Source organism: Bacillus thuringiensis (genome assembly GCF_001182785.1).
GTDB classification, from domain to species: Bacteria; Bacillota; Bacilli; order Bacillales; family Bacillaceae_G; genus Bacillus_A; species Bacillus_A thuringiensis_S.
Genome location: NZ_CP012099.1, coordinates 2,694,250 through 2,712,119 on the forward strand (window position 1 = coordinate 2,694,250; position 17,870 = coordinate 2,712,119).

The following is a 17,870-nucleotide window of genomic DNA, read 5'->3' on the forward strand; positions in this document are numbered from 1 at the left end:
GAATAAGAAACCATGTATTCCTAAGTAAATGGTTTCTTATTCATTAGTTATCTCATTATTTGTACTATCAATTTTTTATTATACAGCAGGTGGAACGAAATAAAATAGTATTGAGAGCATCAATATAAGTGCAACCATTCCCGTTATTGAAAGTATATACTCTTTTGATTCTCTATCATACTTCCAATCCATCCATGCTCTTAAAGTCCAAGATATTCCTAAATAAGTGAACATGACATAAGCCATTTTAGAATTTTCAAATTTAAACATATAATAACAACTACCTATTACATAAATAATAATAAGCCCTATTTCTAATTTTACATGTAAACTATTCACATGCTTATATCCAAAGAAGCCTCTTTTCTCCATATTCAATTTTTTTCTTAAAAACTGTTCTAAAAAGTAACCACCTATACCTAGTCCAATAATAATAATCAAAATTGTAGAGGTCCCCATTGTTATCCACCTCCTATTCCTTTATTTATTTTTAGAAATAAAGTGGACTATATTTCGGTTATTCTCTTCTAAACAACTTACAATTCCTTCAGGATATGTTGGTTTCTCCTTTAATTCGTCTAGACTTTTCCAAATTAATATAATATCCTCATGCTCTTTATGCCTTATTTCATTTGTAATTATCTCTTCAACCGTTCCCCAATGTATGAATGTACAATGATGTCCTATTTCGTTGTTCCATTCGAAAATATGCTCATTTTCAGCGGCTAGTTCTTGAACATCAATCTTCAAATCGTATTCTTCCATTAATTCTCGTATTATTGCTTCTTTTGCCGTTTCACCAAATTCAATAGAGCCACCTGGAAAACGATAAAATGTTTCTCTTAAATCACATTGTACAAGTACTTTAGAATGATTTTCATTTAAAATCATTGCTTCAGCACGTAATTTAGCCATTTTCATTTTTTCTCCCCATTCATTCCACATATAATTAAATCCAATAGCTATAAAAGAAAAGGTTAACCATAATTCCTGTTATTACTAATAGCGGAACCGTTCCTAAAGAAATGACATATTCCCTCGATTCTTTATCAAATTTCCACTCCATATATGATTGAAAGCAGTATAAAGTTATTAAAAATAATATGGGTAAATTACTAATATAAATGGGATTTAAAGTAGCGCATATCATCGTAACAATTATATAAGAAATGATAAGAGCCCTAGTACCCCATTTATGAGAGTTGTTTACATATTTACTATTCCAGTCAGTCTGTTTCGGTATATTTAATTTTTTTCTCACTACTTTTTCCAAAATAACTACAAATATGATCCATAATACTAATAAAATTACTTTAACTAAAAACAGTGATGTCTCCTCCTTTACCTTTTATCTGGCTGGTCACTCGGATACGTAGCATTCTCTTTGTTTTCAACGTCCCAACTAATAATTGTCGCACTATCTCGTCCGAATTGATGATGAACGTGCTCTAATACATGATGAACACTTTCTTCAAGCTCTATTATATTTCTATTCATATCATTATACAGATTTAATGGTGTTTCATAGTGTCGTTCCCCGCACTCTAATACTCCATCTGTGACCATTACAATTCGGTTCTTTCCAGTACGTAATTCACGAATGCCTGTTGAATAGCAAGGGACTGGTAAATGAAATGTGTTTATATTTCCAATCCATTCATAAAAATGACGCTGATTTAATGCATATTGCCCTAACTTATGTAATTCTTCATGAAATACATAAATGAGGCAATCGCCAATAGATAACCACCATATATAATTTTCTTTTCTTACACATATTAAGCAAGCTGTTTCACCTTTAATCTTTTGACACTTTTCTTTAAATGAAGAGGACTGAAAGATTGTAAGTATATGATTTTCAACAGATCGAAATACAGTATCAATCGATTCATTCATCATTACTTTTATATTTTCATATTCTTTTTGGATTGTATTTACTACTAAATCAACACTTTCCGCACTATTATGTCCATCTAAAATAGCTGCAAATTCCCAATCATCATTTGACCAAACTAACGCGCCATCTTCGTTCTTTTTTGCTCCAGCGTTTATATTACCGCCATATATACCGAGTACGATATCACCATATTGTTTTACTGAAACTTCGTCTAAACACATCTTCTTATTTCCAACCCATGAGTATTGTCTATTATTTGTTGTATGCATATTCACTCACCAACCTTTTCATATATAATATCATAAAAAAAGGAAAAACAGGATTTATATTCCGAAAATTCATTCTTTTAATCAGGTAATTTTTGAAATAAATTTAATACTCACTATTTCTTCAAAAACGCAATCCCAATTATAATCCCAATCACAATTCCGATTACTAAATTATTTGTAAAGTGCCCTTGAAATACACCGATTACAACCCCTATACCGACACCTATTGCCAAAGCATCATTTCTTTTTTTATTTTTAGCCAAAATTGCATCTCCTCCCATCATTTCTCCCTAAACAACATGCATTCACTTAAATGTATTAATATACGCACTATCTCGCTTGAATCTTTTCAAAAAATGCACTTTAACTTCATATATAATATTTTCCATTTTCTGTACATACTCCTTTTATAATGAAAAAATTTCAAGTAACCATTAAATATATATAGGCATTTACTATAAGAAAGATCCGTAATTTATTGAAGGAGGAACGATTCAAATGCATCCTCATTGGAATCCAAATATAAATCAACAGTATGTTTATTCCCCCCATCCTGTAAGGAATACATTGCATCATGATTCACAATATATGATGCAGCGCATCGCTAGCCTTGAAAGTCAGTTAGCTAAATTAATCTCATTAATCGAAGAAAATAATCAATTAATTAAATCCATGGAACAACAGCAAAACCAAGTTTGTGCACCAGCTGGAGGTTCTGTTATCGTTCGTATGTAAACTGGATGCAATAAAAAACACACTTTGTAGTATAAAAGTGTGTTTTTTGGTCATTATTTTCTTTTCGTATGGAACCCTTGTGTAATTCGGTCTAATATAATTGCGATTACTACGATAGCTAATCCAGCTTCAAATCCCATTCCGATATTAACTTGTGTTACCGAGCGATATACATCAACTCCAAGTCCAGGAGCTCCTACAAGTGACGCTGTTACAACCATCGATAACGAAAGCATAATACTTTGGTTCACACCAGCCATAATCGTTCCGGTTGCAAGTGGTAATTGTACTTTAAATAGTTTTTGTGATGCAGTGGATCCAAATGCATTCGCTGCTTCAATTAAATCTTCTGGAACTTGTCTAATTCCTAAGTCAGTAAAACGAATTGTCGGTGGCATTGCAAAGATTACTGATGCAATAATTCCAGGTACTACACCTACTCCGAAAAATGTGATCGCTGGAATAAGGTATACGAATGCAGGCATTGTTTGCATAAAATCTAATGTTGGTTTTAAAAATTTTGAGAAACGTTCATTTTGAGATGCTAATATACCAATTGGAATTCCGACAATAATTGAAATAATAACTGACGTAAGTACGAGTGCCAATGTTTGCATCGTTTGTGCCCAGTAGTTAATATTCAAAATAAATAATAATCCAATAAGCGTAAAAATGACTAAAGATAGTTTCCTCGTTGTGTACCAAACGAGGAAACATAAGATAATAATCATCAATATGGCAGGTATTATTGTTAAAAAATTAGTGAGTAAATCAACGAATCCTCCGATAATATAAGAGAATCCTCGGAATAATCCTTCAAAGTGCTCATATAAACTTGCAACAAATGAGTCGACCCATTCCCCTAATGGAATACGCGGTATACTATTCATCGTCTTTCACCTCTTCCTCAATGTTTCCTGCAAGAGCTTGAATGACACTTTCACGTTTAATAATTCCTCTTAGCCTTTTCTTCTCATCGATTACTGGTAACGGATATTTCATCTCCGCCATTTTTGCATACGTCTCTTCCAGTAAAGTATCTAAATACACATGTGGAATATCATTAAGTAATAAATCAGCAATCGGCCACTGTTTTTGTACTGCCTTACTCGCATCATCCGCAGTTAATATACCTAAAAACTCATACTTTTTGTTTACAACATATACAGTTGAAACACCAGCATTCCTCATAATTTGAAGGGCTACACGAGGCCCACGATCAATTAATAAAGTTTCTGGTCGTTTTAAAATAGACTCCGCCGTAATTACTTTTCCTAAATTCACGTCCGCAACAAACTTTTCTACAAATTCATTAGCGGGGCTCATCATAATTTCTTCTGGCGTTCCAATTTGGACAATTTCTCCATCTTTCATTAATGCGATACGATCTCCAATTCGAAGCGCTTCATCTAAATCATGCGTAATAAATATAATTGTTTTTTCCATTTTATCTTGTAACTCTAACAATTCATCTTGCATTTCTTTTCGAATAAGTGGATCTAATGCACTGAATGACTCGTCCATTAGTAATACATCTGGATTATTCGTTAGTGCCCTTGCGATTCCAACGCGCTGCTGCATACCACCACTAAGTTGACTTGGATAGTTATCTTTATGATGATCGAGTCCTACTAACTGTAGCGATTCTAACGCTTTTTTCTCTCGCTCTTCAACCGGAACTCCTTGTATTTCTAAACCATATGCAACATTTTGTATAACCGTACGATGCGGAAATAGAGCGAACTTCTGAAATACCATACTCATTTTCGTTCTTCTTACTCTCCGTAACTCTTCTTTTCCCATCGTTGCGATGTCTTCACCATCTATGTATATATGACCTGCGGTTGGTTTAATCAATTGATTTAACATACGAACTAGCGTAGATTTCCCGCTACCAGACAAACCCATAATAACGAAAATTTCTCCAGAGTATACTTCAAACGTTGCTTTTTTCACACCAACGTTCATTCCTGTCTCCTTTAAAATTTCCGATTTATTTTTTCCTTCTTTCAATAAGGAAAGGGCTTTTTGCGGATGTTTCCCGAATACTTTTGTTACGTTTTCAACACGCACCTTTGTATTATCCATGTCACTACTCCTTTTCTACCCATCTATTCACATAGTGTTGCGATTTTACAAAGAAATATTACATAAAAATGACATTCATAAGATTTCTTTAAAATTCTCGTTTCCGTTCATAATAAGAATGCTTACTTATACATTTATTTTATAAGGCAAACGTTACTTAGGAGGTTTTCGATGCGAAAGAAAATTTGGTTTATATGCCTTGCATTATTTATTACTATGATTTTCACTTCATGTAATGCAACAAATGCAAATTCGAAAGGAAAAATTAAACTTGGTGTAACAAGTTGGAAAGAAAATATTGCAACTGCAAACATGTGGAAAGTTTTATTAGAAGAAAAAGGCTACAAAGTTGAGCTTATGTATTTAGAAAAAGCTGCAATTTGGACTGGTGTTGCTCGTGGTGATGTTGATGCGAATTTAGAAGTATGGCTACCTGTTACGGATAAGCCGCTAAACGATCGTTATAAAGATGATATTGTCTTAAAGTCAAAATGGTACGAAGGTACTGGACTTGGTCTAGTCGTACCTTCTTATATGAAAAACATAAACAGTATCGAAGATTTAAATGCTCATAAAGATGAACTAGATAATAAAATTGTCGGTATCGAACCCGGTAGTAGTCTTATGAATTTAACGAATAAAGCAATGAAAGAATATGATATAAAACTAAAACTTGTCCAATCCTCTGAAGCTGCGATGATGAGTGAACTAAAGAAAGCATATACAAAAAAGAAACCAATCGCTGTTACGCTTTGGAATCCGCATTGGGGTTTTTCAGAATTTGACTTGAAATATTTAAAAGACCCTAAGAAAGTATATGGTGAAAAAGATGACATTTATTACTCCGTTCGTAAAGGTTTCGAAAAAGATCACCCAGATGTTATAAAATACTTTGATAAATGGAAAATGAACGATGAACAGCTCGGTACGTTAATGGTCATGTTAAATAAAACAAAAGATCCTGAAGAAGCTGCGCGAAAATGGATTAAAAAAAATCAAGCATTAGTTGATGAATGGGTAAAGGATTAATAGAAAGGCTAGAGAATTAACATATCCTCTAGCCTTTTTCATCTTATTTTTTCGTAACAACATCATCTACAATCCCATATGCCTTCGCTTCTTCTGCAGTCATAAAATAATCTCTTTCTGTATCATGTGCTACTCTTTCAATCGGTTGGCCTGTTTTTTCTGCAATCATTTTATTAATATCATGCTTTAACTTTAATATTCTTTTTGCTGTTATTTCAATTTCTGTCGCTTGCCCTTGTGCACCACCAAGCGGCTGATGAATCATAATTTCACTGTTAGGGAGCGCAAATCGTTTTCCTTTTGCTCCAGATAATAATAGCAATGCACCAAATGATGCCGCAAAGCCCATGCACAGCGTTTGCACATCTGGTTTAATTAAATTCATCGTATCTAATATTGCAAAACCTGCTGTCGTTGAACCGCCGGGGCTATTGATGTATAAGAATATATCTTTCTCTGCATCTTCTGCTTCTAAAAATAATAATTGAGCTACGACACTACTCGCTACTTGATCATTAATTTCTGAACCAATAATAATAATGCGGTCTTTTAATAACCTTGAATATATATCATAGGAACGTTCTCCTAATTTTGTTTGTTCTACTACATATGGAATTGCATTCATTTTAAATCCCTCCAATACTTGTTATGCTGCGCAAAGCATACAACTGTAGGAAGAAGGTTGTTTCACATTAAATAGTAAGACTGGCTGTTTAGATGGTAACTTAGTAAAATCTATTGACGGAAGCAATTTCGTTAATAATTCCGGTCTCTCTTCTCGAATAGACGTTACTACAACTTCCATATCATCTGTGAATTCGACTATCTCGACCCCTTCTTCACTTACAGTTTTCAGCCTATTTCTACTCCGAAATAAAGAAGCTTTCACTGCACCTTCTGATACAGAACACACTTTAGCAATATCAGCGATACTATATTGAAAAACATCTTTTAATAATAAAATTGCGGATTGCTGTACATTTAATGAAGACAATACTTTCCCTACCATTTCATGCAAATCTGCAATGTTCTCATGTGGTTCTTCAAAAGTGATTTGTTCTCTGATTTTTTCATGAACAGACTTAGACTTCATCTGATCTAACCAACGATTTCTTGCTATTTTATAGACGAGTGTCATACAAATATCTTTATTTCTATATTTTTGAAGCACTTTACACACTGTTTCTTGGGCGAGATCTTCCCCATCCCATTTGTTTTTCGTTAAAAAAGTACAGTATCTTTTTAACTCTCCATATTGTTCAATTAAAAAGTTTATATTTGAATGATTCATATCGATACGGTTCTTTAAAACATGAGTTACTTTTGTGCACAAAATAACCACTCCTTTTCAGCGCTTACTTAATAAACGATTCAACATTAAAAAAAGTTACGGGGATATAAAAAAATAATGTTTATGTTCAATAATTCGCGGTCATAAATATGTTATGTACAATTTTACGTGAGGAGGAACAAATTTGCCAAAATTAACAATTGAAGGTGCGGGAACATTTGATGTAAAAGAAGGAACGAAGTTAGTATTAGCAATTGAAGATAGCGGTGTCAACATTCTTCATCGTTGCGGCGGGAATGCACGTTGCACAACTTGTAGAGTAGAAATACTAGCAGGTGATTTCTGTGAAGCGAGTGCGAATGAGAAACATGCAATGACGGAAAAAGGGATTGAAGATCATTTACGATTATCTTGTCAAATGCGTGTACATAAAGATATAGTCGTTCGTCCGGTACTTACAGTTGAAAATTCAGGTCTTGATGCTGGGCCACGTCCCGCGGAGTAAAGCGATGAATTTAAAACAGCTCGCTGGCGAATATGCTGCTAACTTTGTAAACGATGGCATGAAGATTGGGCTTGGTACTGGTTCTACTGTATATTGGACAATACAAAAATTAGGTGAGCGTGTAAAAGAAGGATTATCATTTCAAGCTGTACCGACATCAAAAGAAACTGAAGCATTAGCACATCAACTAAATATCCCCCTAATTTCGTTAAACGATGTACAAAGTCTTGATCTTACAATTGATGGAGCGGATGAAATTGATTCAAATTTACAACTTATAAAAGGCGGTGGCGGTGCATTACTTCGTGAAAAAATCGTTGCCTCTTCCTCTAAAGAACTAATTATCATTGCTGATGAATCGAAACTTGTAACACATTTAGGTACTTTTCCATTACCTATTGAAATCATCCCTTTTTCATGGAAACAAACCGAAAATAAAATTCAGTCTTTAGGATGTCAAACAACATTACGTTTGAAAAATAATGAAACCTATATAACCGATAACAATAACATGATTATCGATTGTATATTCCCTAATCATATTTCTAATCCTGCCCATTTACACACTCAATTAAAAATGATTACTGGTGTAGTTGAAACAGGGTTGTTTATAAGTATGACGAGTAAAGTAATTATCGGCGCTAAAAATGGGATAAAGGAATTGTAATAAAAGCTAACTTTTTAAAGTTGGCTTTTTAGTGTGTTCTTTTTCTCTTGATAGCGCTTTATTATGATATACTATGAAAACACATCATACTAGAAAGGACTGAACATTTTGCAATCCAAACTTATAACAGAACTTACTGATTTAGAAACTGCCTTTCATATTCGAAAAGAAGTATTTGTAAAAGAACAAGGTGTCCCTCTTGCAGATGAATTCGATACATTCGATGAAATCGGAGAGCAATGTAAACATATTTTAGTTTATTATAATGAGCTTCCTGTAGGTACAGGGCGTATACGATTTGTTGATGGCTTCGGAAAATTAGAACGTATTTGCATTTTAAAAGATTATCGTACATACGGATTAGGTAAAGTCATCATTCAAACGTTAGAAGAAATTGCTCGTAACGAACAAGCTACAAAAGTGAAACTACACGGGCAAACACAAGCTGAAGGATTTTATAAAAAATTAGGTTATGAAACTTCTTCTGATATATTTATGGAAGATGGCATTCCGCATATACTTATGACGAAAATGTTATCATAATAAAAAGGGTAGTGTATGAATCTTATGTATTCATACACTACCCTTTTTTATTAATAGAAAAGTGAATTCTCAAGATTCCCTTTTTCATCAAAGCCCATCATCTCTTAGTTCATATCTAGGTAAAGCTTACACTGTTTTCCATAATGATAATGCATAAATCCAGTTCGGATCACCATTTCCTTGATAACTCTGGACTGCTTCATATACTTTTCCTTCGTGTAGAACTCTATCTCCCTTTTTATATGCTTTTTTTGCATCCCACGCTTCATATGAAGCGCTTTCAGTTTTTGTAGTAATTGTGAATATATCACTCTGTACGGATTCATTTCCAGCTACATCAACAGCTTTTACTACATATTTATAAGTAGTATTAGCGAGCAGATTTTTATCCATATAAGAAGTTGTATTGGATGTTGCAATCTTTTTCATTGATCCTTCTGTTTCTCTATAAATTTCGTAATGGTCTACACCAATATTATCGTCAGATGGACTCCACATTAAATCCACACTTGACGCTGTCGTTCCCATACTATGTAATCCTTTTGGTTGTGTTGGTGCTTCTGTATCAGGAATCTCAACTGTTGTTTTTACTGTAAGCGCTGTACTTTCCTTCGATACATTGCCAGCTGCGTCAATTGCTTTTACAGTATAAGAGTATTCTGTGCTTGGTTGTAATTTCTTATCAATAAAATGAGTGCCTATTACTGTATCAATCATCTCTCCGTTACGGAAGATTTGATATCCTTTTACCCCTACATTATCCGTAGAAGCGTTCCATGTTAGTTCTACACTATTTGCTGTTACTTTTTGCGTCTGAAGTCCATTTGGAATACTTGGCGCTTCTATGTCTGGTTTCACATCATTAATAAGATTAACATCAATTACATTATAGAATGCATTTGCTGTATCAGCTACATCCCATACTGCTAAAATCACATGATATCCACTACGATCAGTAGGTACATTGATTTTATGAGTTAAATTATTTGAAGCTGCAGAACCATCATGTTGTACAGTTCCAATTGGTTCGAAATCTGCTCTTGTTAGCGCTTTATTTGGATTCCACCCTTTTTTAGTAATATAGTAATGCCACTTACTCGTTAAGTGAGGCGCAGTATACTTCCAAGTAAATGTATTTTCCCCACCAGTGATTGTATTTTTAAACCAACGATTTGCTGTTTGTTGATCTAAAATACCACCAAATTTTCCGCCTGCTGAAGCAATTTGTCCATCTACTGAACCACCTTGTGGGAACCCTTTTGGAGCTTCTAAACTTTGTGGTTCATACATAACACTTCCACAGTTTACATTTAGCGCACCATAAGTTGAACTACATAAAGCGGATCGGCTACCGGGCTTTTCAACAAAACCGTGCGCATAAGCATTTTGAGGAATAAGTGTCGTACTAATAATTCCAGCTGTTAATGCTACAGCTCCTAAACTTTTTTTGTTCATTTTCATATTTTGTAGTTGTTTTAAAAATCGATTATTCATGTTCATGTCTCCTTCTTGTTATACTTTGTAGTGGAATGTGGGCTTTGATGTAAAAGAATAACAAGAGACAAACTTGTACCGATGTATGTGTTAATTATGCATACACCGCAGTGAAAATATATTTTTTTCTTGTGAAATATTTCACTTTATGAATATATCATGACATAGAAATCGCCAAAACATGTGCAGAAGTTGTGCAGAAATAGTGAAATTATTACTAACACGTAAAACTAAGTCCTAACATTTTAAAATACAATTTGAATATATTTATCTATCATCTTTACTTCATAATTAACAATATATTTAACTGGTTAACTTTTATTCTTATACTTATATCTTTCAGTGCCTTAGTTTTAACCATACTAGATATTAAAAATAAGAATTATAAAGTTAAATAAAAGGCATCCTATTTAGATGCTTTTCTAATGTATAATTTCATTTTTTTCACTGACCTACAAATATAAAAATTTCATCAACAGCTTCCTTATATCCACCTGATTTTTGGAAAGATTCCTTCAAATTCAAAGCAGCTTCTTTATATGAAGGATTATTTAAAATTAGTTCCACATTTTCACGTAGTTGCTCTTCAGTTAATTCCTTCATCTGTAACTGAACTCCCGTCTCAAGACTCTCCACTTGCTTTGCGACTACTGGCTGATCTGCACTTTGCGGTATTACAACGAGCGGAACCCCGTTATACAGTCCTTCATGCGCACTGTTCATCCCGCCGTGTGTAATAAATAGTTTCGTATATGTAAGCAGCTCAGTTTGGGGTACATAGTTTTTCACAATGAAGTTTTTAGGGATTTCGCCTAGATCACTTATTTTTGTTTTATTACCAATAGACATAACAATTGTATGCTCACTATTCTCAAAGGCCTTCATACACAGTTTATAAAAGTCAATCGCTTCATTAAAAACAGTACCTAATGAAATATAAATCGGACTTTTTTCTTCAATCGAAGTAAAATCAACGTCTCTGTTTTTCATTTGTGCAGAGATAGATGGTCCTACAAATTTATATGTTTCATCAAACGTATCACCAAAAGGCTGGAACTCCTTAATTGTATACACAATAGTAAGGGGTGCAGGATTACAGAAAACTTCATACAATGATTTTATTTCAACACCATATTTTTCAGCAATTCCCTTCGTTAAGTTTTGAAAATCATTCTGTATTTTATCATGAATTTCTACTGGGATATTTTTTGACAGATGACCTAACATTTGCTCAAAAGATTTTTCATCCTGCGCAAAAGATGTACATGAATTTATGGATGGCAATTTAAGAATTTGAGCAATTAAGTGCCCACAGCCAAACATAGAATCATGAATTATGTAATCAAAATGTTCACCTTCAATTTGTTCTAGAACATTAGGTATAACAACATCTGCTGTATGTAGAAGACCGTTTATTCTTTCCTGTAAATAATTTCTGCCTCCAGATAGAAACGCTTTTATAAATTTTTGATCGTCAATCGTTCGTACAGTAGCACCTGTCTTCTCAATTCGTTCCCTAAAAGCTTCTATTGAAAAATAAACGACCTCTTCACCGCGAGAAATCAACTCTTCTACAACTGGCAAAGTTGGATTTATATGTCCTTCTGATCCAGCGTTAATAAATAAAACACGCGCCATTATAAACACTCCTTACGTTAGATCATTTCTATGTTGGAAAAGTACGGATTCTCTCCATACTCTTTTCTTAGTTGTTCGTATCATATTCCTGCTAAATTGACCTAGCGAGTCTAAAACCGAGATCATCTATATGAAATGTAGGATGGCTTCGACGACGACAAGTAGTGCCGCACCCTCTCGCTGTTTCAGCCCAACTACCACCACGAAAAATACGGTATGATCCGTACACTGTTTCATCATACAAATCATAACACCATTCCCAAACGTTCCCTAGCATATCATAAAGTCCCCATGCATTCGGTTCTTTTTGGCCAACGTCATGAATCTCTCCATTTGAATTTTCATTATACCACGCTATATCATAAAGTTTCCCGTATGTATATCCGGTTGTACTTGCTTTACATGCATATTGCCACTCCGCCTCAGATGGTAATCGGTAGCCATTTGAATCTAAATTACATTTCACAATTTGACCACCATCACTAATAGAATAATATTCTTTTAATCCCGCTTTTTTTGAAAGTACATTACAAAATGCAATGGCATCGTTCCATGAAATATTGACAACTGGTTTATGATTTTTATCAAAATTATTTAATGTACTATTTGTAATAGCATCATATAGTTCCATTGTTACAGCATACTTTGCAAGAAGAAATGGTTGAATTTGTACTAGCCATTCTTTTTTTATTCGATCATCTCTTAATACTACCTCTCCAGCTGGAATATTGACCATTAATGAATCGATTAGTTGAATTAAATCGTTAGTCATTTTCTATTCCTCCAAACGTTCATTTTATATGAACTTAAAGTCATATACTCATTACAAAATACATTTTTCAAAAAGCGTTAAATTTTTCATAATAAAAAACGATTAGTTTAATTAAACTAATCGGTAAGATCCACAAAGAATTGTTGTGTCACATTCTATTATTATATGTGCTCTAAAAATTTCCGAACCTCATTTGGAGATTTTAAAACAATAACCTTTTTCTCTTCGGACAATTGCTCTAACTCTTTTAAAATTGTAGGTCGTTTAGCATTAGGATATTCCCATATCCATTTAAAAAATTGTAAATCAAATCTTTCTTCACATCCCGCGCCCATATCCGGTCTAGTTTTATTTCGATATTTTGCAATTCTTTTAAAAGCCCTATAAACACAAATTGTTCTATGAATATCAAGGAAGATAATTGTATCAGCTGCATTCAGTCTTATACCCATCGTCCCGCCGTAATTCCCATCAATAATCCATTTCTCATCTTTAATTAAGTTATTTTGAACTGTTATTTGTTCTTCTCTCGGAACACCTTCCCAATTCGGTTTCCAAAATAATGCATCAAGATGATGCACCTTAATATTTAATTTATTCCCTAACTTCCTTGCTAATGTAGATTTTCCTGAACCACCAGAACCAATTAATATTATTTTTTTCATAAAGGGCTCCTTTTTAAAATCGATTATTTCCTCCGTAACATAAACTCACAAAGTATTCCCACTCCAACACCAATTGTATAAGCCACTAAATCACTCCACAAAAAACCGTATCCCAACACGAGTCCGCCTAAAGTCGTTGCACGAATGCTATCTATCCACTCCGCATGATACAATTGGCTCACTTCAATCCCGTAGCAAAACATTAAACTAATAAAAGCCAACTTCTTCGTCTCTGTTTTAGGAAACAAAAATCCAAAGCCAGTGAAAATCATTAATGCCCATAAAGCATCGCCTAAGTAATCATTTAATAGATGTGGTAGTGCAAAAGAAAATTTTCTTGAGCTAAGACCTAAAATAATAACAACTATAGTAAATAGTGCATATAATACTCTATTTCGTTTCGTATTCATTTTAAAGTCTCCTAATATATAATGTATAACTGTAAATAGCTAGTAAAATAAAGTTATTTTACTAGCTATTTATTAGTTGCTTTTATGATAAGAAAATGTGGATTCGTATTTAGATAATAATATGATTTTTCGTCTACTTCTTTCATCTTTTCAACTGCCTTCGGTTCCACTATCTCTTCTAATACAAAATAATTTGTAGTTTCATTTATTATGTCTTGTAGTGACCTTCTGAAAAATTCGACTTCAATTGTAATGTTCGGTTTAACCCAAGTATCTATTAATAACTGTTTTTCAAAATAACTTTCACATGGAAACTTTGTGAAATCCATAAAAGGATGATGGATAGAATATATAAGTTCTCCACCCGGCTTCAATACGCGACGAAATTCTTGAAATACTTGATTCCAATTTTCTAAGTAATGAAGAGTTAACGAACTTACAATCACATCATACGTATTATCTTCAAATGGCAATGTTTCTTGCAGATCATGACAAAGGAGCGTTGCTTTGTCCCTTATACTTTCTTTCGCGGCTTTTACCATTTCAGGACTTACATCAATTGCTGTAACATTTGCTCCTCTTCCTATGAATTGAGAAGTATACCATCCAGCTGCACATCCAGCATCTAGTATCTTTTTTCCTTCTAGTTCCTTTGGAATAAGCTCCATCATCGCCGGTCTTTCATAATAACTGTTATATGGATTTGCGAAATCTAGATTTTCTTTATATGTACTCGCTAATTTATCATACGTATCTTTAATCGAATCTTTCATTACACACACTCCTAATACATATTAATCCATTAACTCCTGCTGCTTTTTCTTTGAAAATGATTGTAGTACTAAATCATACGACCAATCAATCATTTTATTTATTTGCTCCTGTTCTATACCCTTATGAATATAAACGGTATTCCAATGTTTTTTGTTCATATGATACCCTGGAATAATTGTTTCTGGATAATCTTCTCTTATTCTTAATGCGACTTCTGGATTACACTTCAATGTAATCGCAGCTTTTTCACCTTCTTCATGATTTACTATCGCAAATATTTTATTATTAAGCCTCATACATGTTGCACTCCAACCATCTGGAGAATCTTCTGTCGCTTTTTTTTTCGATAAACAGTACGCTCTTGTTGCATTCATTTTAATTGGCACCTCTTTATTCTTTCCCTATTTGATTGCGGTGCATCACAATTTGCTTCGTCGCTTGAAATTGCTGCTCACCGTAAAAGTTTATTAGCTTCTCTCCGCAAAATAGACTAACAATATCAATATGTGATATTTCTCGAAGTAATATTTTAAGCATCTTCTCTCCAATACCTTTACTTCTTACACTCTCATGTACGACAACATCTTCAATGTATGCTCGAAAAACACCATCAGAAACGACTCTAGCAAATCCAACTAATTCATTTTCTTCCCATACTGCAATGGCTATGCTATTCTTTAACATTTTTTCAATATCGACTTCTTTTCTTTCTGGCCACCAACCGACAGAATCATAAAGTTTTTTTATTTTTTCTGCACAGATTGGTTGTTCTTGTTGCAATTTATACGTGTACATATTCTTTCTCCCATCAAACAGTATACATAATATTATTATAATCTCTTTTCAAAAAAGTGCTGACTATGACCTTTCGGGTGATCTTCAACAATTCCATACTCCCTGTAACCATGCTTTTTATAAAATTCTGGTGCTTGAAAACTAAATGAATCTAGTAGTATTAATCTACACCCTTTTTCCTTCGCAATCCCTTCAATTTCATGTAAAAGTTGACTGCCATAACCGTCATGACGAACTGATTCATCAACCCATAAAAAGTCGATATGAAGGTGATAAAAATACATCGTACCTGTTACGCCACCAAAAATTTTTCCTTCTTCATTTTTTACTACGAGGCGTACTTCTTCCATCGTCTGTCTTGCCTCATCTGTTAAGATGGACATATTATATTGAATAACTTTATTTTTAATATATTCTCCTTCAGTGCGTGTACCGTTCTTTATATGTTTCATTTATATTGCTTCCTTTCAGCTTAGTAATCTACATTTTATTTTTTCTCTTTAAAATACTAATACATACGAATCCACCGTATGTAACAAAGCATGAAAAGCCAATTATCCCTGGTACAGAGACATATCCTATCCTTATGTAACTTATAACCGCAAAACAAACGATAGACAATAAAATAGATGGCCAAAATATAAGAGCTGTTTTTCTTCTTCCTCGTTTCGATGTACTTTCTTTCTCTCCAGAAACACGTGTGCCAAAAAGCAATACAATACAAATAAGGATCGCTGTAAAGTAAATTGTATCTAATGACAAATCGTGATCATATAGTGCGATTCCAACTTCAAGAGCAATAATCGTTAAAATTAAAATAATGATTGTTGAAGTCTTTAAGTTTCTTTTCAACCGCTCACTCCTAGCATGTTTTCACTATATTCTTTGTATATGTACTTTAAAACTACTGCAAAAGCTTCATCTACCTCTTTATTTTCACGTCGATTCGGTAAATCTTTTCCCCCAATCACATAAAGAAGCGGAAATTCGTTAAACATTCCTATTATACCAATATTTATTGTAGCTGTGAGCAATCCACCTGTCATATGAGCTAAATGATAATATGGGATTTCTTCATACTCCCCTTGTTGTCTTACCATACCACTAATAATTGGTTCCCATAATTCTGGTTCTGATTTATAACCTTGAAAGGTTTGTATCAAAAGGGCAAGAACTTCAATTAAGTCTCCAATATTTTTCTCATCTCTAGCGTTTTCTTGTATATGAATTTTTGAAAAGTACGTTTGTACATACATTTTCACAGCATCCCATCCACCACAGTGCATTACAACTGACTGTGCAACATAACTATCATGACAAGCTATCATTACCTCGACCGCTTGACTAAGTGTTAAAGAAGTTCTTCCTTGTAAGTGCGGATATAACTGTGCACTATCTTCATGCGGATTAAATTTAATGTGATGAAGTATATCATTCCAATTATGTTTATTTTCCTTCACCATTTGTGCTACTACAAATCCAATAACTAATTTTGCTGCTGATGCTAACGGAATATTTAATTCACTATTATATGAAGCAACTATACGATTGTTTTTTGTAGAATAAATTTCCATTCCCACATAATTAGATTGTACCTCTTTTATTTTATTTATGACAGTTTCCATTTCCATCCCCTCTTTTCATATCGTTATATTAATTTCTAATGATTCAATATTGAATATAAAAAACCTTTTCATCAGCTATTAAAATAAGAAAAAGGTAGCATGAATTTTTTCTTGCTACCGAAAAATATTTATCCTTCTATAGGATTTTCAGGACCGTTAAGCTCCAGCTGATAAAAAGCTAAATCTAGCCATTTATTAAACTTATAACCAGCTTTTTTTATTGTCCCTGCATGAACAAATCCATAGTTTTGATGCAAGGCAATACTTTTCTCATTCTCTGCATCAATTCCAGCAATTAAGGTCATATACTCTCTTTCCTTCGCAATTTTGATTAATTCTTTCATTAATGAAGACCCAATGCCATTTTTTCTATATGCCTTATCTACATACACAGAATGTTCAACTGAATATTTATAAGCAGGCCACGCTCTAAATGGGCTGAATGTCGCAAATCCTACTACTTTATTATCTAATTCATATATGAAAATAGGATACCCTTCAGCCTTTTTTTGTTCATACCAATCTATTCTATTTTCAAGGGTTACAGGTTTATACGCATATACAGCTGTTGTATAAAGTATCGCTTCGTTATAAATATCTAAAATGTATGCTAAATCTCTTTTCGTTGCTTCCCTTATCATTATTTTTTTCCTTTCATCATGTTCATCTTATT

General features: G+C 33.4%; 26 protein-coding genes. 5 read left to right on the forward strand and 21 right to left on the reverse strand.

Going from position 1 to position 17,870, the window contains the following annotated elements:
- Positions 1–78: 78 nt before the first annotated feature.
- The 5 genes from AC241_RS13915 to AC241_RS13935 form a co-directional block, all read right to left on the reverse strand.
- Positions 79–459, reverse strand: a complete 381-nt coding sequence (locus tag AC241_RS13915) for a DUF4181 domain-containing protein (protein ID WP_050843909.1) — start codon at positions 457–459, stop codon at positions 79–81.
- 21 nt (positions 460–480) lie between these two features.
- A complete protein-coding gene (locus AC241_RS13920) occupies positions 481–921 on the reverse strand; it encodes an NUDIX domain-containing protein (protein ID WP_050844852.1) in 441 nt (146 codons plus the stop codon).
- A 28-nt stretch (positions 922–949) separates the two neighbouring features.
- On the reverse strand, positions 950–1,273 hold the full coding sequence (locus AC241_RS13925) for a DUF4181 domain-containing protein (RefSeq protein WP_080990794.1): 324 nt from the start codon (positions 1,271–1,273) through the stop codon (positions 950–952).
- Between the two features lie 68 nt (positions 1,274–1,341).
- Complete coding sequence (locus AC241_RS13930; RefSeq protein WP_080990795.1) at positions 1,342–2,166, reverse strand: PP2C family serine/threonine-protein phosphatase; 825 nt, start codon at positions 2,164–2,166, stop codon at positions 1,342–1,344.
- A 113-nt stretch (positions 2,167–2,279) separates the two neighbouring features.
- Positions 2,280–2,447 carry a glycine zipper domain-containing protein gene (locus tag AC241_RS13935; protein WP_000508401.1) on the reverse strand — a complete coding sequence of 56 codons (168 nt, stop codon included), beginning with the start codon at positions 2,445–2,447 and terminating at the stop codon, positions 2,280–2,282.
- A gap of 217 nt (positions 2,448–2,664) precedes the next feature.
- Between AC241_RS13935 and AC241_RS34310 the strand changes: the two genes are divergently transcribed.
- Positions 2,665–2,901 (forward strand): hypothetical protein, encoded by a 237-nt coding sequence (locus AC241_RS34310; protein ID WP_016081307.1) that lies wholly within the window; start codon positions 2,665–2,667, stop codon positions 2,899–2,901.
- Positions 2,902–2,954: 53 nt separating this feature from the next.
- On the opposite strand, the gene AC241_RS13945 is transcribed toward AC241_RS34310, so the two are convergent.
- A complete protein-coding gene (locus AC241_RS13945) occupies positions 2,955–3,791 on the reverse strand; it encodes an ABC transporter permease (protein WP_029442536.1) in 837 nt (278 codons plus the stop codon).
- Positions 3,784–4,989, reverse strand: coding sequence for a quaternary amine ABC transporter ATP-binding protein (locus AC241_RS13950; protein WP_050843913.1), 1,206 nt, complete (start codon positions 4,987–4,989; stop codon positions 3,784–3,786). Before AC241_RS13950 ends, AC241_RS13945 begins: the two co-directional genes overlap by 8 nt.
- Positions 4,990–5,160: 171 nt before the next feature.
- Between AC241_RS13950 and AC241_RS13955 the strand changes: the two genes are divergently transcribed.
- On the forward strand, positions 5,161–6,018 hold the full coding sequence (locus AC241_RS13955; RefSeq protein WP_001227615.1) for a glycine betaine ABC transporter substrate-binding protein: 858 nt from the start codon (positions 5,161–5,163) through the stop codon (positions 6,016–6,018).
- A 43-nt stretch (positions 6,019–6,061) separates the two neighbouring features.
- On the opposite strand, the gene clpP is transcribed toward AC241_RS13955, so the two are convergent.
- Both clpP and AC241_RS13965 read right to left on the reverse strand, forming a co-directional pair.
- Positions 6,062–6,643, reverse strand: coding sequence for an ATP-dependent Clp endopeptidase proteolytic subunit ClpP (gene clpP / locus AC241_RS13960; RefSeq protein WP_000991610.1), 582 nt, complete (start codon positions 6,641–6,643; stop codon positions 6,062–6,064).
- 21 nt (positions 6,644–6,664) lie between these two features.
- Positions 6,665–7,351, reverse strand: a complete 687-nt coding sequence (locus AC241_RS13965; protein ID WP_000337521.1) for an RNA polymerase subunit sigma-70 — start codon at positions 7,349–7,351, stop codon at positions 6,665–6,667.
- A 142-nt stretch (positions 7,352–7,493) separates the two neighbouring features.
- Between AC241_RS13965 and AC241_RS13970 the strand changes: the two genes are divergently transcribed.
- The 3 genes from AC241_RS13970 to AC241_RS13980 all read left to right on the forward strand — a co-directional run bounded on the left by AC241_RS13970 (position 7,494) and on the right by AC241_RS13980 (position 9,024).
- Entirely contained in the window at positions 7,494–7,814 is a 321-nt protein-coding gene (locus tag AC241_RS13970; protein WP_001125388.1) for a 2Fe-2S iron-sulfur cluster-binding protein, read from the forward strand.
- A 4-nt stretch (positions 7,815–7,818) separates the two neighbouring features.
- Positions 7,819–8,481 (forward strand): ribose 5-phosphate isomerase A, encoded by a 663-nt coding sequence (gene rpiA, locus AC241_RS13975; protein WP_001049982.1) that lies wholly within the window; start codon positions 7,819–7,821, stop codon positions 8,479–8,481.
- A 108-nt stretch (positions 8,482–8,589) separates the two neighbouring features.
- Positions 8,590–9,024, forward strand: a complete 435-nt coding sequence (locus tag AC241_RS13980; RefSeq protein ID WP_029442538.1) for a GNAT family N-acetyltransferase — start codon at positions 8,590–8,592, stop codon at positions 9,022–9,024.
- 126 nt (positions 9,025–9,150) lie between these two features.
- Here the strand turns inward: AC241_RS13980 and AC241_RS13985 are convergent, their stop codons facing one another.
- The 12 genes from AC241_RS13985 to AC241_RS14040 all read right to left on the reverse strand — a co-directional run bounded on the left by AC241_RS13985 (position 9,151) and on the right by AC241_RS14040 (position 17,838).
- Positions 9,151–10,518, reverse strand: a complete 1,368-nt coding sequence (locus AC241_RS13985) for a lytic polysaccharide monooxygenase (protein ID WP_050843915.1) — start codon at positions 10,516–10,518, stop codon at positions 9,151–9,153.
- 444 nt (positions 10,519–10,962) lie between these two features.
- The gene (locus AC241_RS13990) at positions 10,963–12,156 is read right to left on the reverse strand and encodes a macrolide family glycosyltransferase (RefSeq protein WP_050843917.1); all 1,194 of its coding nucleotides are present in this window, start codon (positions 12,154–12,156) and stop codon (positions 10,963–10,965) included.
- A gap of 91 nt (positions 12,157–12,247) precedes the next feature.
- A complete protein-coding gene (locus AC241_RS13995; protein ID WP_050843921.1) occupies positions 12,248–12,928 on the reverse strand; it encodes a formylglycine-generating enzyme family protein in 681 nt (226 codons plus the stop codon).
- 161 nt (positions 12,929–13,089) lie between these two features.
- Entirely contained in the window at positions 13,090–13,593 is a 504-nt protein-coding gene (locus AC241_RS14000) for a DNA topology modulation protein (protein WP_048564787.1), read from the reverse strand.
- 23 nt (positions 13,594–13,616) lie between these two features.
- Complete coding sequence (locus tag AC241_RS14005; protein ID WP_050843924.1) at positions 13,617–14,003, reverse strand: ribosomal maturation YjgA family protein; 387 nt, start codon at positions 14,001–14,003, stop codon at positions 13,617–13,619.
- A 65-nt stretch (positions 14,004–14,068) separates the two neighbouring features.
- Positions 14,069–14,776: a class I SAM-dependent methyltransferase gene (locus AC241_RS14010; protein WP_016081297.1), complete on the reverse strand. Its 708-nt coding sequence runs from the start codon at positions 14,774–14,776 to the stop codon at positions 14,069–14,071.
- A gap of 21 nt (positions 14,777–14,797) precedes the next feature.
- On the reverse strand, positions 14,798–15,151 hold the full coding sequence (locus AC241_RS14015) for an MmcQ/YjbR family DNA-binding protein (protein ID WP_050843928.1): 354 nt from the start codon (positions 15,149–15,151) through the stop codon (positions 14,798–14,800).
- 16 nt (positions 15,152–15,167) lie between these two features.
- Positions 15,168–15,572, reverse strand: coding sequence for a GNAT family N-acetyltransferase (locus AC241_RS14020; protein ID WP_050843930.1), 405 nt, complete (start codon positions 15,570–15,572; stop codon positions 15,168–15,170).
- 35 nt (positions 15,573–15,607) lie between these two features.
- Positions 15,608–16,024, reverse strand: a complete 417-nt coding sequence (locus tag AC241_RS14025) for a GNAT family N-acetyltransferase (RefSeq protein WP_000680536.1) — start codon at positions 16,022–16,024, stop codon at positions 15,608–15,610.
- A gap of 28 nt (positions 16,025–16,052) precedes the next feature.
- Positions 16,053–16,424, reverse strand: a complete 372-nt coding sequence (locus AC241_RS14030; protein WP_050843933.1) for a hypothetical protein — start codon at positions 16,422–16,424, stop codon at positions 16,053–16,055.
- On the reverse strand, positions 16,421–17,197 hold the full coding sequence (locus AC241_RS14035) for a serine hydrolase (protein WP_050843935.1): 777 nt from the start codon (positions 17,195–17,197) through the stop codon (positions 16,421–16,423). Before AC241_RS14035 ends, AC241_RS14030 begins: the two co-directional genes overlap by 4 nt.
- A 128-nt stretch (positions 17,198–17,325) precedes the next feature.
- Complete coding sequence (locus AC241_RS14040) at positions 17,326–17,838, reverse strand: GNAT family N-acetyltransferase (RefSeq protein ID WP_029442545.1); 513 nt, start codon at positions 17,836–17,838, stop codon at positions 17,326–17,328.
- Between the last annotated feature and the right edge of the window lie 32 nt (positions 17,839–17,870).

Bases quoted from the DNA above. Each gene is read 5' to 3' on its own strand.
- AC241_RS14020 (WP_050843930.1), bottom strand. From the start codon at position 15,572: ATGTACACGTATAAATTGCAACAAGAACAACCAATCTGTGCAGAAAAA.
- AC241_RS13945 (WP_029442536.1), bottom strand. From the start codon at position 3,791: ATGAATAGTATACCGCGTATTCCATTAGGGGAATGGGTCGACTCATTT.
- AC241_RS13955 (WP_001227615.1), top strand. From the start codon at position 5,161: ATGCGAAAGAAAATTTGGTTTATATGCCTTGCATTATTTATTACTATG.
- rpiA (WP_001049982.1), top strand. From the start codon at position 7,819: ATGAATTTAAAACAGCTCGCTGGCGAATATGCTGCTAACTTTGTAAAC.
- AC241_RS13995 (WP_050843921.1), bottom strand. From the start codon at position 12,928: ATGACTAACGATTTAATTCAACTAATCGATTCATTAATGGTCAATATT.
- AC241_RS13950 (WP_050843913.1), bottom strand. From the start codon at position 4,989: ATGGATAATACAAAGGTGCGTGTTGAAAACGTAACAAAAGTATTCGGG.
- AC241_RS13935 (WP_000508401.1), bottom strand. From the start codon at position 2,447: ATGGGAGGAGATGCAATTTTGGCTAAAAATAAAAAAAGAAATGATGCT.
- AC241_RS13990 (WP_050843917.1), bottom strand. From the start codon at position 12,156: ATGGCGCGTGTTTTATTTATTAACGCTGGATCAGAAGGACATATAAAT.
- AC241_RS14000 (WP_048564787.1), bottom strand. From the start codon at position 13,593: ATGAAAAAAATAATATTAATTGGTTCTGGTGGTTCAGGAAAATCTACA.
- AC241_RS14040 (WP_029442545.1), bottom strand. From the start codon at position 17,838: ATGATAAGGGAAGCAACGAAAAGAGATTTAGCATACATTTTAGATATT.
- clpP (WP_000991610.1), bottom strand. From the start codon at position 6,643: ATGAATGCAATTCCATATGTAGTAGAACAAACAAAATTAGGAGAACGT.
- AC241_RS14010 (WP_016081297.1), bottom strand. From the start codon at position 14,776: ATGAAAGATTCGATTAAAGATACGTATGATAAATTAGCGAGTACATAT.
- AC241_RS14015 (WP_050843928.1), bottom strand. From the start codon at position 15,151: ATGAATGCAACAAGAGCGTACTGTTTATCGAAAAAAAAAGCGACAGAA.
- AC241_RS14005 (WP_050843924.1), bottom strand. From the start codon at position 14,003: ATGAATACGAAACGAAATAGAGTATTATATGCACTATTTACTATAGTT.
- AC241_RS13985 (WP_050843915.1), bottom strand. From the start codon at position 10,518: ATGAATAATCGATTTTTAAAACAACTACAAAATATGAAAATGAACAAA.
- AC241_RS14025 (WP_000680536.1), bottom strand. From the start codon at position 16,024: ATGAAACATATAAAGAACGGTACACGCACTGAAGGAGAATATATTAAA.
- AC241_RS14035 (WP_050843935.1), bottom strand. From the start codon at position 17,197: ATGGAAACTGTCATAAATAAAATAAAAGAGGTACAATCTAATTATGTG.
- AC241_RS34310 (WP_016081307.1), top strand. From the start codon at position 2,665: ATGCATCCTCATTGGAATCCAAATATAAATCAACAGTATGTTTATTCC.
- AC241_RS13930 (WP_080990795.1), bottom strand. From the start codon at position 2,166: ATGCATACAACAAATAATAGACAATACTCATGGGTTGGAAATAAGAAG.
- AC241_RS13920 (WP_050844852.1), bottom strand. From the start codon at position 921: ATGAAAATGGCTAAATTACGTGCTGAAGCAATGATTTTAAATGAAAAT.
- AC241_RS13915 (WP_050843909.1), bottom strand. From the start codon at position 459: ATGGGGACCTCTACAATTTTGATTATTATTATTGGACTAGGTATAGGT.